General features: G+C 67.7%; 12 protein-coding genes and 1 pseudogene. 6 read left to right on the forward strand and 7 right to left on the reverse strand.

Annotated elements, in window-relative coordinates; all coding sequences use genetic code 11:
- Positions 1 to 9: 9 nt before the first annotated feature.
- Both CF68_RS24915 and CF68_RS24920 read right to left on the reverse strand, forming a co-directional pair.
- Positions 10 to 1,392: a sodium:solute symporter gene (locus CF68_RS24915; RefSeq protein WP_035824042.1), complete on the reverse strand. Its 1,383-nt coding sequence runs from the start codon at positions 1,390 to 1,392 to the stop codon at positions 10 to 12.
- A 13-nt stretch (positions 1,393 to 1,405) separates the two neighbouring features.
- Positions 1,406 to 1,612: a DUF3311 domain-containing protein gene (locus tag CF68_RS24920; protein ID WP_013952505.1), complete on the reverse strand. Its 207-nt coding sequence runs from the start codon at positions 1,610 to 1,612 to the stop codon at positions 1,406 to 1,408.
- Positions 1,613 to 1,774: 162 nt separating this feature from the next.
- On the opposite strand from CF68_RS24920, the gene CF68_RS24925 reads away from it, so the two are divergent.
- Together CF68_RS24925 and CF68_RS24930 are read left to right on the forward strand one after the other, a co-directional pair.
- The gene (locus CF68_RS24925; protein WP_035824098.1) at positions 1,775 to 2,710 is read left to right on the forward strand and encodes a LysR family transcriptional regulator; all 936 of its coding nucleotides are present in this window, start codon (positions 1,775 to 1,777) and stop codon (positions 2,708 to 2,710) included.
- A gap of 59 nt (positions 2,711 to 2,769) precedes the next feature.
- Positions 2,770 to 3,807, forward strand: a complete 1,038-nt coding sequence (locus tag CF68_RS24930) for a LacI family DNA-binding transcriptional regulator (RefSeq protein WP_035824045.1) — start codon at positions 2,770 to 2,772, stop codon at positions 3,805 to 3,807.
- Here the strand turns inward: CF68_RS24930 and CF68_RS24935 are convergent.
- From CF68_RS24935 to CF68_RS24945, 3 genes are read right to left on the reverse strand one after another with little or no spacing between them, the layout of a single operon-like run.
- Positions 3,804 to 4,511, reverse strand: coding sequence for a sulfite exporter TauE/SafE family protein (locus tag CF68_RS24935; protein ID WP_035824047.1), 708 nt, complete (start codon positions 4,509 to 4,511; stop codon positions 3,804 to 3,806). The two genes, CF68_RS24930 and CF68_RS24935, sit on opposite strands and share 4 nt — an antisense overlap.
- A 2-nt stretch (positions 4,512 to 4,513) precedes the next feature.
- On the reverse strand, positions 4,514 to 5,962 hold the full coding sequence (locus CF68_RS24940; protein WP_035824049.1) for an amidohydrolase family protein: 1,449 nt from the start codon (positions 5,960 to 5,962) through the stop codon (positions 4,514 to 4,516).
- Between the two features lie 19 nt (positions 5,963 to 5,981).
- Positions 5,982 to 7,331, reverse strand: coding sequence for a uracil-xanthine permease family protein (locus CF68_RS24945; protein WP_035824052.1), 1,350 nt, complete (start codon positions 7,329 to 7,331; stop codon positions 5,982 to 5,984).
- A gap of 300 nt (positions 7,332 to 7,631) precedes the next feature.
- Between CF68_RS24945 and CF68_RS24950 the strand changes: the two are divergent.
- From CF68_RS24950 to CF68_RS24965, 4 genes and pseudogenes are all read left to right on the forward strand, one after another.
- Positions 7,632 to 8,913 (forward strand): annotated as a pseudogene (locus CF68_RS24950) (molybdopterin-dependent oxidoreductase).
- A 10-nt stretch (positions 8,914 to 8,923) separates the two neighbouring features.
- Entirely contained in the window at positions 8,924 to 9,583 is a 660-nt protein-coding gene (locus tag CF68_RS24955) for a c-type cytochrome (protein ID WP_035824054.1), read from the forward strand.
- Between the two features lie 130 nt (positions 9,584 to 9,713).
- Complete coding sequence (locus CF68_RS24960) at positions 9,714 to 10,070, forward strand: helix-turn-helix transcriptional regulator (protein WP_035824056.1); 357 nt, start codon at positions 9,714 to 9,716, stop codon at positions 10,068 to 10,070.
- Entirely contained in the window at positions 10,060 to 10,545 is a 486-nt protein-coding gene (locus CF68_RS24965; RefSeq protein ID WP_010813386.1) for an SRPBCC family protein, read from the forward strand. The genes CF68_RS24960 and CF68_RS24965 overlap by 11 nt, the downstream gene beginning before the upstream one ends.
- A 145-nt stretch (positions 10,546 to 10,690) precedes the next feature.
- Here the strand turns inward: CF68_RS24965 and CF68_RS24970 are convergent, their stop codons facing one another.
- Together CF68_RS24970 and CF68_RS24975 are read right to left on the reverse strand one after the other, a co-directional pair.
- Complete coding sequence (locus CF68_RS24970) at positions 10,691 to 11,716, reverse strand: porin (RefSeq protein ID WP_035824058.1); 1,026 nt, start codon at positions 11,714 to 11,716, stop codon at positions 10,691 to 10,693.
- Between the two features lie 55 nt (positions 11,717 to 11,771).
- Positions 11,772 to 12,779: a tripartite tricarboxylate transporter substrate binding protein gene (locus CF68_RS24975; RefSeq protein WP_051591672.1), complete on the reverse strand. Its 1,008-nt coding sequence runs from the start codon at positions 12,777 to 12,779 to the stop codon at positions 11,772 to 11,774.
- Positions 12,780 to 12,802: the final 23 nt, after the last annotated feature.

Below are 12,802 nucleotides of genomic sequence, written 5' to 3' on the forward strand. Positions count from 1 at the left end.
TCCAGTCATTCACGCCGCCTGCACGCGGGCCAGGCGGGGTGCGTAGTTCACCAGCGCGGTCACCAGCAGGTTGACGCCCAGGCTGACCAGCCCGAGGTTGATGCCGCCGAAATCGACCTGCTGCACATACAGCGCGATCGCCAGTACCTGGCCGGTGACGATGCCGAGCGCAATCGCCAGCGGCCGCACCTTCAGCGAGAACAGGATCACCAGCACGCCAGGGAAGTACTGCGTCACGCCGTAGTAGGTGGTGTTGATCAGCGTCAGCATCAGGTTGGGCGTGGCCAGCGTCATGGCGATGGACAGCACCAGGTAGATCACGATCACCACCTTGGCGCCCTGCTTCTGGCGCGCCTCGGGCATGCCCGGCAGCAGGTTGCGCGTTACGATGGGACCGATCGCCAGGCAGATGCCGGCCAGCACCAGCAGCCCCGACAGCGCGGCGCCGGCGGTCACCAGTCCGAGCAGCCAGTCCGGCAACAAGCGCACCGCCGCCGCGAAGAAGGCCTCATTTGGCGATGCGAGCTGCAGGTTCTGGCTGATGGCGTAGTACGACGCCAGCACCAGGAACGGATACATCAGCATGTACAGCGGCATCGCCACCTGCGTGCGCCGGATGGTGTTGGCGCTCTTGGCCGTGAAGAAGTTCTGCACCGCGAACGGCATCACATAGAAGCCCAGCGCCTGGAACAGCATGGTGCTCATCGAGAAGCGCAGCTGGGTGTCATTCATCTGGTTGCTGACCTGCATGCTGGCGGCATGGAACACGTCGCCCACGCCCGCCTTCCAGCCCACCGCAACGCCGGTGGCGACGATCGCCACCACCATCAGGATGTCCTTGAGGATGGCGATATAGGCCGATGCGCGCACGCCGGAGATGGCAATGTAGGTAAAGGCCAGCGCCGCCGAGATCATCACCAGGTACACCGGCTCAAACTCCCAGCCCAGCCCCTTGAGCGCCGCCACCAGTCCCGTGAACTGCAGCTGGCCCCAGGGCAGCAGGAACAGGATCGCCGAGCCCGCCACGATCAGCTCCAGCGCACGGCTGCCGTAGTGGCCCTTGAACAGATCCGGCAGCGTGATCGCGTTATAGCGCGCGCCGGCCTGCCAGATCTTGGGCCCGAGGAAATAGCCGAGCGGGTACGCCAGCAGGATGTAGCCGAGGAACCAGACCCCGTAGGTCGGCCCCTTGGCATAGATGCCACCGGGAAAGCCCACCATCGTGCCGATGCTGTAGATCTCTCCCGCGGCCAGGAAGAACACCAGGTAGGCGCCGAACTGCCGCGACGCCACGAAGAAGTCATGCACGCTCTGCGCGCCGTGGCCCTTCTTTGAGCGGATGGCGAGATAGAGCGAGAAGACGATAAAGCCGAGGAATACCGCTGTGGTCATGGTGGTCTCCCCTTCAGGCTTCATGCGCCGCGTCGGCGGCGTGGCGATCGAACAGCAGCCAGCACGCCAGCATGCAGCCGGAGGTCAGCACGAACCACGCAAAGATCCAGGCGTAGATGAAGGGCACGCCGAGCACGAAGCGCTCGACAGTCGCCACCCAGGGCAGCATCCCGATGACGCCGATATACGGCAGGCCAAGGCCAATCAACAGCTTGAGCATGATGTCTCTCCGATTTCCGGTTTCCGATGGACGGTGGATGGCGGGCGCCGTGTGTGCTGTCACCGGCCCGCTCTTGTGTTCCGGTCATCATAGGGAGCGCGGAGGTATGATTCAAATGCAAATGTTGAACCGATCCCATAACCAACGCGCATGGTTTTCCGCATGGACACACAGAAACTTCTGCACCTGCTCGCCGTGGTCGAGCACGGCACGTTCTCCGAAGCGGCCCGTGCCATACACCTGACCCAGCCGGCGCTGAGCCGCAGCATCCGCGCGCTGGAAGACGAGCTCAAGGCGCCACTGTTTGACCGCGGCGCGCGGCGCGCGCGCCTGACGGTGTTCGGCGAACTGGTGGCCGACCGTGCGCGCCGCATGCGGCTGGAAGAACGCCAGTTGCGGCGCGACCTGGACCTGCTGCGCGGCGGCGAAGAAGGCTCGCTGACGATCGGGGTGGCGCCCGCGCCGGCGGCGCTGCTGCTGACGCCGTTCCTGATCCACATGGCGCAGGCCCACCCGCGCATCAAGGTGCGCACCGAGACCGGCGCCACCAGCGCCCTGCTGGAGGCACTGCGCAACGAGACCATCGACGCCATCGTCGGCGATGCCTATGTGCTGCGCGCGGCCGACGACATCGACATGGAGCCATTGGGTGAGCTACCCGCAGGCCTGGTATGCCGCGCCGGGCATCCGATCCTGCGCAAGCGCCGCATCGATATCGAAACCATCCGCGCCTACCCGGTGGCAACCACCACGCTCAGCACCGTCATCAGCCGGCAACTGGCTGAGCTATGGGGACCGGGCGCTGCGCCGGACAAGCTCTTCACCCTGCATTGCGACAACCTCGACATGCTGCGCAGCGTGACGCTGGCCAGCGATACGCTGCTGTTCGGCGTGCTCTCGATCACGCGGCAGGAGCGCGCCGCCGGACTGATGGCCGAAGTGCCGATGCCGCCCGATCCGCGCCGCTGCGGCCGCTATGGCATTGCACGCATGGCGGCGCGCTCGCTGTCGCCGGCGCTGGAGGTGCTCTATCGGTTCACGCGGGAACACTGGAAAGCGCTGTCGTCCGAAGCTGGCGCTGCCAACGCGCGCCGCTGAACCTGCCCCTTGCCGCGCGCTGTTGTATGCTCCGCCCTGAACCATCGCCCGTGTCCCGCATGACCGAATCCACGCCAGACCGCCCTCGCCGCATCACCATCCATGACGTCGCCCGCGCCGCCGGCGTATCGCTGACCACGGTGTCGCACGCGCTGAACGACCGCGGCGTGCTGGATCCGGCCACGCGTGCGCGCGTCAAGCGCGTTGCCGCCGAGCTGGGCTACCGGCCCAGCGTGCGTGCGCAGCGGCTGCAGTCGGGCCGGGCCAACTGCATCGCGCTGTTGTCATCGATGCCGTTCGCGGTGGCGGGCGGCACGTCGCGGCTCGGCTTCATGATGGAGGTGGCGGCGATTGCTGCAGAGGCAGCAATGGGGCGCGGCCTGGGCGTGGTGCTGGTGCCGCCGCTGGAAGGCGCCGGGGGCCTGCTCGATACGCTGGACATTGACGGCGCGATCGTGATCGAGCCGATCGCGGGCGACCCGCATATCGCGCGCCTGCGCGAGCGCGGCGTCAGCATCGTGTCGATCGGGCGCGAGCCGCTGACCGACACGCCGGTGCCTTGCGTCGACCTGCAATCGGCCGACACCGCCCGGCTGCTGCTGGCGCATCTGCACGGGCACGGGCGCCGGCATATCGGCCTGATGATCGGCGCGGCGCCGCGCCAGTCGTATGTGGAAACCGAACGCGCTTACCGCGAGTTCACGCAGGCAATGGGCTTGCCCTGCCATATCGTCAAGGCAGCCGAGGAACACGGCGAAGCCGCGGGCGCCGAGGCCTGCGCGCAATTGCTGGCGCAGATGCCGGCACTCGATGCGCTGTGCGCGCCGGTGGATGCGTTTGCGGTGGGCGCCATGGCCCACCTCCAAGGGCTGGGCAAGCGCGTGCCCGACGATGTGCTGGTGGTGACGCGCTATGACGGCATCCGCGCCCGCAGCGCGCAGCCGCCGATCACCGCGGTCAACCTGCACCTGGAGCGCGTGGCATCGCTGGCGGTGGAGCTGCTGTTCGCACATCTTTCCGGCGACCGCAGCCGCGACGTGATCACCGGGCCCGCGCCTGAGCTGGTGGTGCGGGCGTCGTCCACGCCAAACGCCTAACCGCGCAGCAGCACCACCGCACCGGAAACCAGCGCAAACACCAGCACGCCGATGCGCAGCATGCGCTGGTTGATGCACTTGTGCACCAGGTGGCTGGCCACCATGCCGACGATCAGCACCGGCAGCAGCCCGATGGCATAGAGCACCTGCTCCATGCCGAGCCGGTCGCTCAACGCCAGCACCACCAGCGAAATCACCTCGCCGACCAGGAAGCACAGCGCCACGGTGGCGCGCAGCGTCGCGACCGGCGCGTGCTGGTAGGCCAGCGCCAGCGGCGGGCCGCCGACACCGGTTGCGGTCTCGGTCACGCCGGTGATCAGGCCGGTCGAGGCAAAGGTCAGCCGCCCTGGCGTAAAGGCCGGCGCCAGCAATGACACCACCGCTGCGGCAATGGTGCTGCCGCCGACCAGCGCGTTGAGCCATGCCATCGGCATCGCCACCAGCACCCACAGCCCGCCGAAAGTGCCGGCCAGCCGCCCGGCGCTGATCCACCCTGCACCGCGCAGGTCGATGGCATGGCGCTCGCGCCAGGCCACGTAGGCGTTGAGCGGCAGCATTGCCAGCAGCAGCGCGCCCGGCAGCATCGCCGGCGCGGCCAGCGCCAGCACCGGCACCACGATCAGCGCGAAGCCCATGCCGGTCGCACCCTGGACCAGCGCGCCGGTAAAGACCGCCACGCCGACGCTGAACAACGTCATGTCCATGGTCAGGATGCCTCCGTGCCAGCCTGGCGCGCGCGGTGCACGTCCGCGGCGTCGTGCAGCTTGCGGATCGGGGCATTGGCGACGGTGTCCTCGGCCATGGCGTGGATCGCCCGCATCAGCGCGCGTGCATCCCAGTCCGTGGGCCAGCCCTGCCATAGCCGCAGGCTGCCATCGACAAAGACCGCGCGGATCTGGTCGCGGTTGGCCAGGCGCACCAGTTCCCAGGTCAGGTCCCAGGACGGCGTCAGCTCCGGCACGTCCAGGTCGACCAGCAGGAAGTCGGCGCGCTTGCCCGCGGCGATCTCGCCGGTGAGCGCACCGAGACCCGCCACATCGGCCGCGTCGTGCGTGGCCATGTCGACCCAGCGCCAGCCCGCGCCGCAGGAGGAATCGCCCACGCCGATGCCGAAGGCGAAGCGCTGGGCGGCCTCGGCATAGTCCAGCAGGCGGAAGCCGTCGCTACGGGTGCCATCGGTGCCCAGGCCCAGGCGCACGCCGAAGGTAGCCATGGTTTCAGCCGGCGCCACGGCGTTGCCCTTCCAGGCACTGGCCACGGGGTTGTAGGCCACCGCGCTGCCGGTGTCGGCCAGCAAGCGGACCTCATGCGGCGTCACCAGCGTGGCATGCGCCAGCAGCGCCGCCGGACCCAGTGCGCCGACCGCCGCGACATGTTCGATCGGACGGCGCCCGCAAGCGTTGAGCGAACGCTCCACCGCCACCAGGTGCTCGTTGGCATGCGTCTGGAAGATGCGGCCGGACTCGGCGCACAACTGGTAGACGTGGTGCAGCATCGCGTCAGAGGCCACCTCGGGAATCGAGATCGCCAGCGACGGGGCCACCAGCGGATCGCCGGCGTACTTGTCCAGGTGGGCGGCGGCGCGGCGCAGGATCGGCGCGGCGTCGAGCGTTTCGGCGCCGGGCTTGTCGTTGCAGATCAGGCCCAGCACGCAGCGCACGCCGGCATCGGTGACCGCGCGCGCAACCGCGTCCAGCCCGGCGTCGCTGCGCGTGCCGGCATCGACCACGGTGGTGAAGCCGCCGCGCAGCGCTTCCAGCGCCGCCAGCTTGGACGACAGGTACAGGTGCTCCGCCTTCAGGCTGCCTTCCAGCGGCACCCATACGCGCCGGAAGATCTCCGACGGCTCGCCGAACACCAGCGACTTGCCGAACGACTGCGTCAGGTGGTGATGCGTGTCGATCATGCCGGGCATCAGTAGCATGCGCGGCAGCGGCAGGGTCTCCAGCTCGGGGAAGCGCGCAGCGACTTCCGCGGCCGTGCCCACTGCCGTGAAGCGGCCACCCTCCACCACCACCGCGTGCCCGCGTACCGCGCCCTGGCGCAGCAGGGTCCATTCCGGCAGCAGGATGCGCGGCTGTTTGAAACTGTCCGGCACCAGGGCCGGGTTGGTATCGCCGGGCCAGGCCGGCGTCGAGTCAGAACGATCAGTCATTGCAATTCAGGAAGCCGGGTCAATGCGTGGCGGCGGCATCGTCGCGGGCGACGGAGCCCGCTGCCGCGGCCCGCAGGCCCGTATGGAAAAACAGGAAATTGAGCAGCGCCGCGGTAATGGCACCCATGGCCACGCCATTGCCCACCAGGATGCGCACGTTGGCCGGCAGGCCGCCATAGATGCCGGGCACCAGGATCGGCAGCAGGCCCACGGCCAGCGCCACGGCCACCACGTACATGTTGGCGTGGTCGCGCAGGTCCACCTTGCGCAGCATGTCGATGCCCATGGTGCCGACGATGCAGAACACCACCAGCCCGGTACCGCCGACCACGGCCTCGGGGATCGCGCTGATCAGCGACGACACCGGCACCAGCAGCCCGAACACCACCAGGATCGCACCCGACATCGCCGTGACAAAGCGCGAGCGCACGCCGGTGGCACGCACGATGCCGATGTTCTCGCCGCTGGTGATGATCAGCGAGGTGCCGAACATCCCGCCCAGCAGCGAAGTCAGCGCATCGGCGCGGATGGTGCGCGGCACGTCGCGCTGCTGGTCAACCGGCCGGCCCACGGCATCGCTGATCGCCAGCGTCTGGCCGGTGGCCTCCACCATCGAGATCACGGCGAACACCATCAGCGGAATCGCCGCCACCACATCGAAATGCGGCCACCCGAACGGGAACGGCGTGGGCAACGCGAACACCGGCGACATCGACACATGGCCAAACTGGAATGCGCCGGCCAGCCCGGCCACCAGCGCACCGCCCAGCAGCCCGAGCAGGATCGCCAGCTGCGCCAGCATGCCCGACAACAGGCGCGATGCCGCCACGGTGCAGGCAATGGTGGCGAACGCCAGCAGCAGGTTGAGCGGATCCACCGTGCTGCCCGCGGCCGGGTGGCCGGCAACCAGTTTGCCGGATACCTGCGCCAGGTTGATCGCCACCAGCAGCAGCATCGTGCCCACCACCACCGGCGGGAAATAGCGCAGGCAGCGCCGGAACACCGGCAGCACGCAGAAGTAGAAGACGCCGGTCAGGATCACCGCGCCGGCGGCGGTCTGCACGTCGGTCTGCTGCGCGATCAGGATAAACAGCACGATCGGGGCGCCGCCGGGCAGCATCACGAACGGCAGCTGGGCACCGATGCCCCGCTTGCCCAGCGACTGCAACAGCGTGCCGAGGCCGCAGATCACAAAGGTGGCGCTCAGCAGCTGCACCGCCAGCGCGGGCGGGAAGTTCAGCGCCTTGCTCATCAGGAAGACGGACGCGATCGGCGACGCGGCCATGACCAGTACGTGTTGAAGCCCGAAGACAAACAGGCGCCGCCATGGCAACCGTTCATCCACCGGCGCGGGGGCGGGGTGGGACATGCTTTGCTCCTCGTTTGCTGTGTGGGCGTTGTGCCGGTGGCCCGGAAGCCACTTGCTGCGTCTGTGCGCAATTCGCCTCAGATATTATCGATTTCCGCTAACAAAAACGTTTTTGTAAATGTAGGGAAACGGAATTCGCGATGCAAGCGGTTTCTCGGCGGAGCGCCCGTGGTCTTCCCCTATATCGATCAAATCGATAAGTACTAGCAGCAAAACACGTTTCACAAGTTGATGCCGCGGCCTCAAAGTACCCGCCATAGCGCCTTGCGCGACACAACACGCCCCTGAAGGAGACGCCCCATGCGAGACAAGAACAGTCCGGCGGAATCTGCCGACCCCGCCCAGCCGCTGCCGGCCCGNGCCGGCCCGGCGCCGCATCGTCCAGAGCGCGGGCCTGCTCGCCCTCGGCGCCTCGCCGCTCGGCGCACTGGCCGCCCAGGCCGCGCGCATCAGCGACGGCGTCACGCTGGCCGACGGCCCCCGCCCGCTGGTGCGCTATCCGGGCAAGCGCCCGCTGGTGCGCGTCAGCACCCGGCCGCCACACCTTGAGACCCCCTTCTCCGCGTTCAACGAGGGGCCGATCACCGCCAACGACGCCTTCTTCGTGCGCTACCACCTGGCTAACATTCCGCTGTCGGTGGATCTCGCCACCTTCCGCCTGACCGTTGGCGGCCACGTCAACAAGCCGCTGAAGCTGTCGCTCGATGAACTGAAGCGGCTGGCCGATCCGGTGGACATCGTCGCCGTGAACCAGTGTTCAGGCAACAGCCGCGGTTTCTCCGAGCCGCGCGTGTTCGGCGCGCAACTGGCCAACGGCGCGATGGGCAATGCACGCTGGACCGGCGTGCCGCTGCGCAAGGTGCTGGAACACGCGGGCGTCAAGGCCGGCGCCAAGGTGGTCACGTTCAACGGGATGGATACGCCGGTGTTGCCGAGCACGCCGGACTTCCGCAAGTCGCTCGATATCGCCCATGCGATGAACGGCGAGCCGATGCTGGCCTGGGGCATGAACGGCGAAGACCTGCCGCTGCTCAACGGCTATCCCATCAAGCTGGTGGTGCCGGGCTACTTCGGCACCTACTGGATCAAGCACCTGTCCGCGATCGAGGTGCTGGACCACCCGTTCGAAGGCCATGATGCGTTCTTCATGACCAAGGGCTATCGCGTACCGGATAACGACTGCCAATGCGTGGCGCCGGGCACCCCCGCCAGCAAGACGCGACCGATCTCGACGCTGGCGGTGCGCAGCTTCATCACCAGCGTGGGCGCCGGCGGCGTGCTGCCAGCGAGGCGCACGGTGGAGCTGAAAGGCATTGCCTTCGATGGCGGCTCCGGCATCCGCGGCGTCGAAGTCTCGGTGGACGGCGGGCAGAGCTGGCAGGCCGCCAAGCTGGGGCAGGACCTGGGCCGCTTCTCGTTCCGCGCCTGGCAACTGCCGGTGAAGTTCGCGCGCAAGGGCCCGGCGGTGCTGATGGTCCGTGCCACCAGCGTCCAGGGCGAGGTGCAGCCCGCCAAGGCCAACTGGAACCCGGCCGGCTATCGCCGCAACGTCATTGAATCCACGCCGGTCACCATTGCCTGAGGAGCGCACCATGCATCGATCCATCACCCCAGTGCTGCTCGCGCTCGCCCTGCTGGGCGCGGGCAGCGCGTCCGCGGCCCCCCAGGACATCAAGCTGCCGGCGGAGAACGTCAAGCTCAAACCCGCCAAGCTGCCCGGCTACGGCATCGCCATGCAGAAATGCGCGATCTGCCATTCGGCCGACTACGTCTCCTACCAGCCGCCCGGCCTGAGCCTGACGCAGTGGACCGCCGAGATGAAGAAAATGCAGCAGGCCTATGGTGCGCCGATCGACGATGGCGAGGTCGAGCAGCTCGGCGCCTACCTCGCGGTGGCCTACGGCTCCGCCAAGATCAAGGATCCGGAGATCGTGGCCATCGCGCAGAAGGCGGGCAAGCCCGCGCCAGCCGCACCCGCGGCCGCCTCAGCGCCTGCCGCCGCGGTGGACGTGCAGGGCCTGCTGGCGAAGAACGCCTGCCTGAGCTGCCACAGCGTGACGCAGAAGGTGGTCGGCCCGGCTTATCATGAAGTCGCCACCCGCTATAAGGGCGATGCGCAGGCACAGGCCAAGCTGGAAGCCAGCATCCGCGGCGGCAGCAGCGGCAAATGGGGATCGGTGCCGATGCCGCCGTTTGCCGGCTTGAAGGCGGATGAGGTCAAGGCGCTGGCGGCGTACGTGCGGCAGCAATAGCCTCCGCCCCGCTTCCCCGATCACAAGGCGCCCCGGCTGATGCCGGGGCGCCTTGCATTTTGCGCTTGCAGTTTCCGGTTGCCTCCCTATACTTAGCCATGTGGCTAACCATTGTGCCGAGTTTGCTGACGTGTCCCAGGCTGTCGATATTTCCCCGCTTTCCGACGTGTTCTACGCGCTGGCGGACCCGACCCGCCGCGCCATCGTCAGCGTGCTCGGCCGCGGGCCGGAAACGGTCTCGGTGCTGGCAGCACCGTTCACGATGGCACTGCCCTCGTTCATGAAGCACCTGCAGGTGCTGGAGCGCAGCGGCCTGATCCGCTCGCGCAAGACGGGGCGCGTGCGCACTTGCGAACTGGTACCGCAACCGCTGTCAGACGCGCAGCAATGGCTGGCCGACCAGCGCGCCACGTGGGAGGCCCGTACCGACCGCCTGGCCGCCTTTGTCGAAGCCCTTCATCAGGAGGAACAGTCAGATGCCGAATGAAAACGCCGCCAGCCCTGAAAGCCAGGACCTGGTCATCTCGCGCCTGCTCAAGGCCCCGCGTGCCAAGGTCTGGCGTGCATGGAGCGATCCCAAGCTGCTCAAGGAGTGGTGGTGCCCCAAACCCTGGACCACCGAGGTCCTGGCCTTCGACATGCGCCCCGGCGGTGCCTTCCATACGCTCATGAAAGGCCCGGACGGCGGCGTCAGCGACAACCCGGGATGCTTCCTTGAAATCGTACCGATGGAGAAGATCGTCTCCACCTCGGCCCTGGTGGCCGGGTATCGGCCCAACAAGCCGTGGCTGTCGATGACCGCGGTCATCACCATGGCTGACGAGGGTGACGGCACCCGCTACATTGCGCGCGTGATGCATCCGGACGAGGCCACGCGCAAGCAGCATGAGGAGCTGGGGTTCTATGAAGGCTGGGGAATCTGCATTACGCAGCTGGATGAGTTTGCGCAGCAGTTGAAGTAAGGCTGGCTTCAAGTAAGGCCGGCTTTGGCGATGCCGTCGGCACGCTGCGGGTTCGCTCCCCTCTCCCGCTTGCGGGAGAGGGGAGCGTCTGCGAGAGGTGCCAGCCTGATCCCGATCTCTCAGTAGCGTGAGCGGCTTGGCGCTTTCAGAACCGATGCCGCAACCCCACGCTCACCGACTTCGCATCATCCCCGCTATCCGGATCAATCACGATGCTGTTGTTGCTCACGCTGCCGCCGGGGCTGTTATGCACCAGCACCGCCCGCACATAGGCGGTGGTGCGCTTGCTCAGGTCATGGTCCCACCCCAGCGTCACCGCCAGCGGCCGCTGGCCGCCGCCCAGGATCTGGCGCTTGAGTGTGGCGGCCTTGAAGGTGTCGCGCTGCGTCACGTTCCAACTGAAGGTCACGCCGTAGTGGCGTGCCGAGCGGGTCTCGGGCCGGTCGCTGCTGGCGGCGCTGTATAGCAGGCCGATCTCCACCGGCTTGAAGCGATAGGAGCCGCCGACGAAATGGTTGGAAGTCAGCGTCGGTTCCACCGGCAGGTTGGCGCCCGAATACATCCCCTGGTAGGAGTAGAACGCGTAGACGTTGCCGGCCTCGTACGTCGCATTCATGCCGAAGTTCAGCCCTGAGCGCGCCGACCCCGGCACCTCGCCCGGGGCCACGGCCGCGCCAAAGGAGAAGCCGCCCCACTTGGGCGAGAAATACTGCACCGCATTGTCGAAACGGGCGCCGTAGGCCACGTGCCCGGTGCCCTGCGATGCGGTCGCGCTCAGCAGGTTGAACGGCGACACCGCGCCATTGAGCAGGAACGGATCCAGCCGCAGCAGCGCATAGAACGACGGCGTGTATTGCCGCCCCAGCCGGAACTCGCCCCAGTTGCCTGACATGCCGATATATGCCTGCCGCCCGAACAGCCGATTGTTGCCAAAAAACTCCGTGCCGTTGTCGATATTGAAGCCCGACTCGACCAGGAAGTTGGCCTTGAGCCCGCCGCCCAGGTCCTCGATGCCACGGATGCCCCAGCGCGACGCGGCCTGCTGGCCTTCGCGCATGCGCACCACGCTTTCCGAGCCCCTGGCGTATTCGATCGATGCATCGACCACGCCGAACAACTGCATCGTGCCGGCCACGGCATTGCCCGCGGCCAGCGCCGCGCCCATCACCATCCACTGTCTTGCCTTCACGCTGCCTGTCTCCCGTTCTTGTTGTTGTGATCCAGCCTTACTTCGCCTGCAGCCCCGCCACCTTCACCACCTCGCCCCACGCGGCCAGGTCGGCGCTGACCAGCTTGCCCAAGTCCGCCGGGCTCGACGGCGCGGCCGGCTGCAGGTTCATGGCGGTGAATTTCTCGCGGTCGCCCGGTGTCTGCAGGATGCGGTTCACCTCGGCGTTCAGCCGGTTGACGATCGGCGCGGGCAGGCCCCTGGGGCCGAAGATCGCGACCCAGCTGGCTTGCTGGAAGGGCACGCCCTGCTGCGACATGGTCGGCACGTCGGGCGCCGTCAGCAGGCGCTCCGGACCGGAGACCGCAATGCCCCGGATGCGCCCGGACTTCAGGTGCGGGACCGACGAGATGGCGTCGGTGATGCCGATGGTGACGTGGCCCGCGGCCAGGTCGTTGCTGCACTGGGTGGCGGTCTTGTAGGGAATATGGCGCAGGTGGATGCCGGTCTTGGCCTTCAGGTATTCCATGGCCAGGTGGCCGCCCGAGCCCACGCCCCATGAGCAGTACGCCAGTTCCGCCTTGCTGGCCCTGGCGTAGGCAATCAGCTCCTGCAGGTTGTGCACCGGCACATTGGCGCTGACCGCCAGCAGGTTGCCGCCGGGCTGGCTGGGGCGTGCGATGGGAGTGAAGTCCTTGATCGGGTCATAGGGCAGCGACGGCGTGGTCCACGGGTTCACCGTCATGGTCGCGGCGTAGGTGAACAGCAGCGTGTAGCCGTCAGGCGCGGCGCGTGCCACGGTCTCGTTGGCGATGATGCCGTTGGCGCCGGGGCGGTTGTCGACCACCACCGGCTGCTTGAGCGCGGCGGTCAGGCGCTCGGCCACCAGCCGTGCAGTCTGGTCGGTGACGGTGCCTGCGCCCGAGGGCAGCACCATGCGGATGGGCTTGCTGGGGTATGGGGCCTCGGCGTGCGCGCTGGCGGCGCCCGCCAGGGCCAGCGCCGCCGCCAGGGCCGCTGTGCGCGTGGCACAGGCCCTGCGGGCGCCAGTGTGCTGGCTGCTCATATTGCTGTCTCCGTTGCGGCGCA

This window comes from Cupriavidus sp. SK-4, assembly GCF_000611125.1.
GTDB lineage: Bacteria > Pseudomonadota > Gammaproteobacteria > Burkholderiales > Burkholderiaceae > Cupriavidus > Cupriavidus necator.

Excerpts from the sequence above, each read along its gene's own strand:
- CF68_RS24915 (WP_035824042.1), bottom strand. The coding sequence starts at position 1,392 with ATGACCACAGCGGTATTCCTCGGCTTTATCGTCTTCTCGCTCTATCTC.
- CF68_RS24920 (WP_013952505.1), bottom strand. The coding sequence starts at position 1,612 with ATGCTCAAGCTGTTGATTGGCCTTGGCCTGCCGTATATCGGCGTCATC.
- CF68_RS24925 (WP_035824098.1), top strand. The coding sequence starts at position 1,775 with ATGGACACACAGAAACTTCTGCACCTGCTCGCCGTGGTCGAGCACGGC.
- CF68_RS24930 (WP_035824045.1), top strand. The coding sequence starts at position 2,770 with ATGACCGAATCCACGCCAGACCGCCCTCGCCGCATCACCATCCATGAC.
- CF68_RS24935 (WP_035824047.1), bottom strand. The coding sequence starts at position 4,511 with ATGGACATGACGTTGTTCAGCGTCGGCGTGGCGGTCTTTACCGGCGCG.
- CF68_RS24940 (WP_035824049.1), bottom strand. The coding sequence starts at position 5,962 with ATGACTGATCGTTCTGACTCGACGCCGGCCTGGCCCGGCGATACCAAC.
- CF68_RS24945 (WP_035824052.1), bottom strand. The coding sequence starts at position 7,331 with ATGTCCCACCCCGCCCCCGCGCCGGTGGATGAACGGTTGCCATGGCGG.
- CF68_RS24955 (WP_035824054.1), top strand. The coding sequence starts at position 8,924 with ATGCATCGATCCATCACCCCAGTGCTGCTCGCGCTCGCCCTGCTGGGC.
- CF68_RS24965 (WP_010813386.1), top strand. The coding sequence starts at position 10,060 with ATGCCGAATGAAAACGCCGCCAGCCCTGAAAGCCAGGACCTGGTCATC.
- CF68_RS24970 (WP_035824058.1), bottom strand. The coding sequence starts at position 11,716 with ATGGTGATGGGCGCGGCGCTGGCCGCGGGCAATGCCGTGGCCGGCACG.
- CF68_RS24975 (WP_051591672.1), bottom strand. The coding sequence starts at position 12,779 with ATGAGCAGCCAGCACACTGGCGCCCGCAGGGCCTGTGCCACGCGCACA.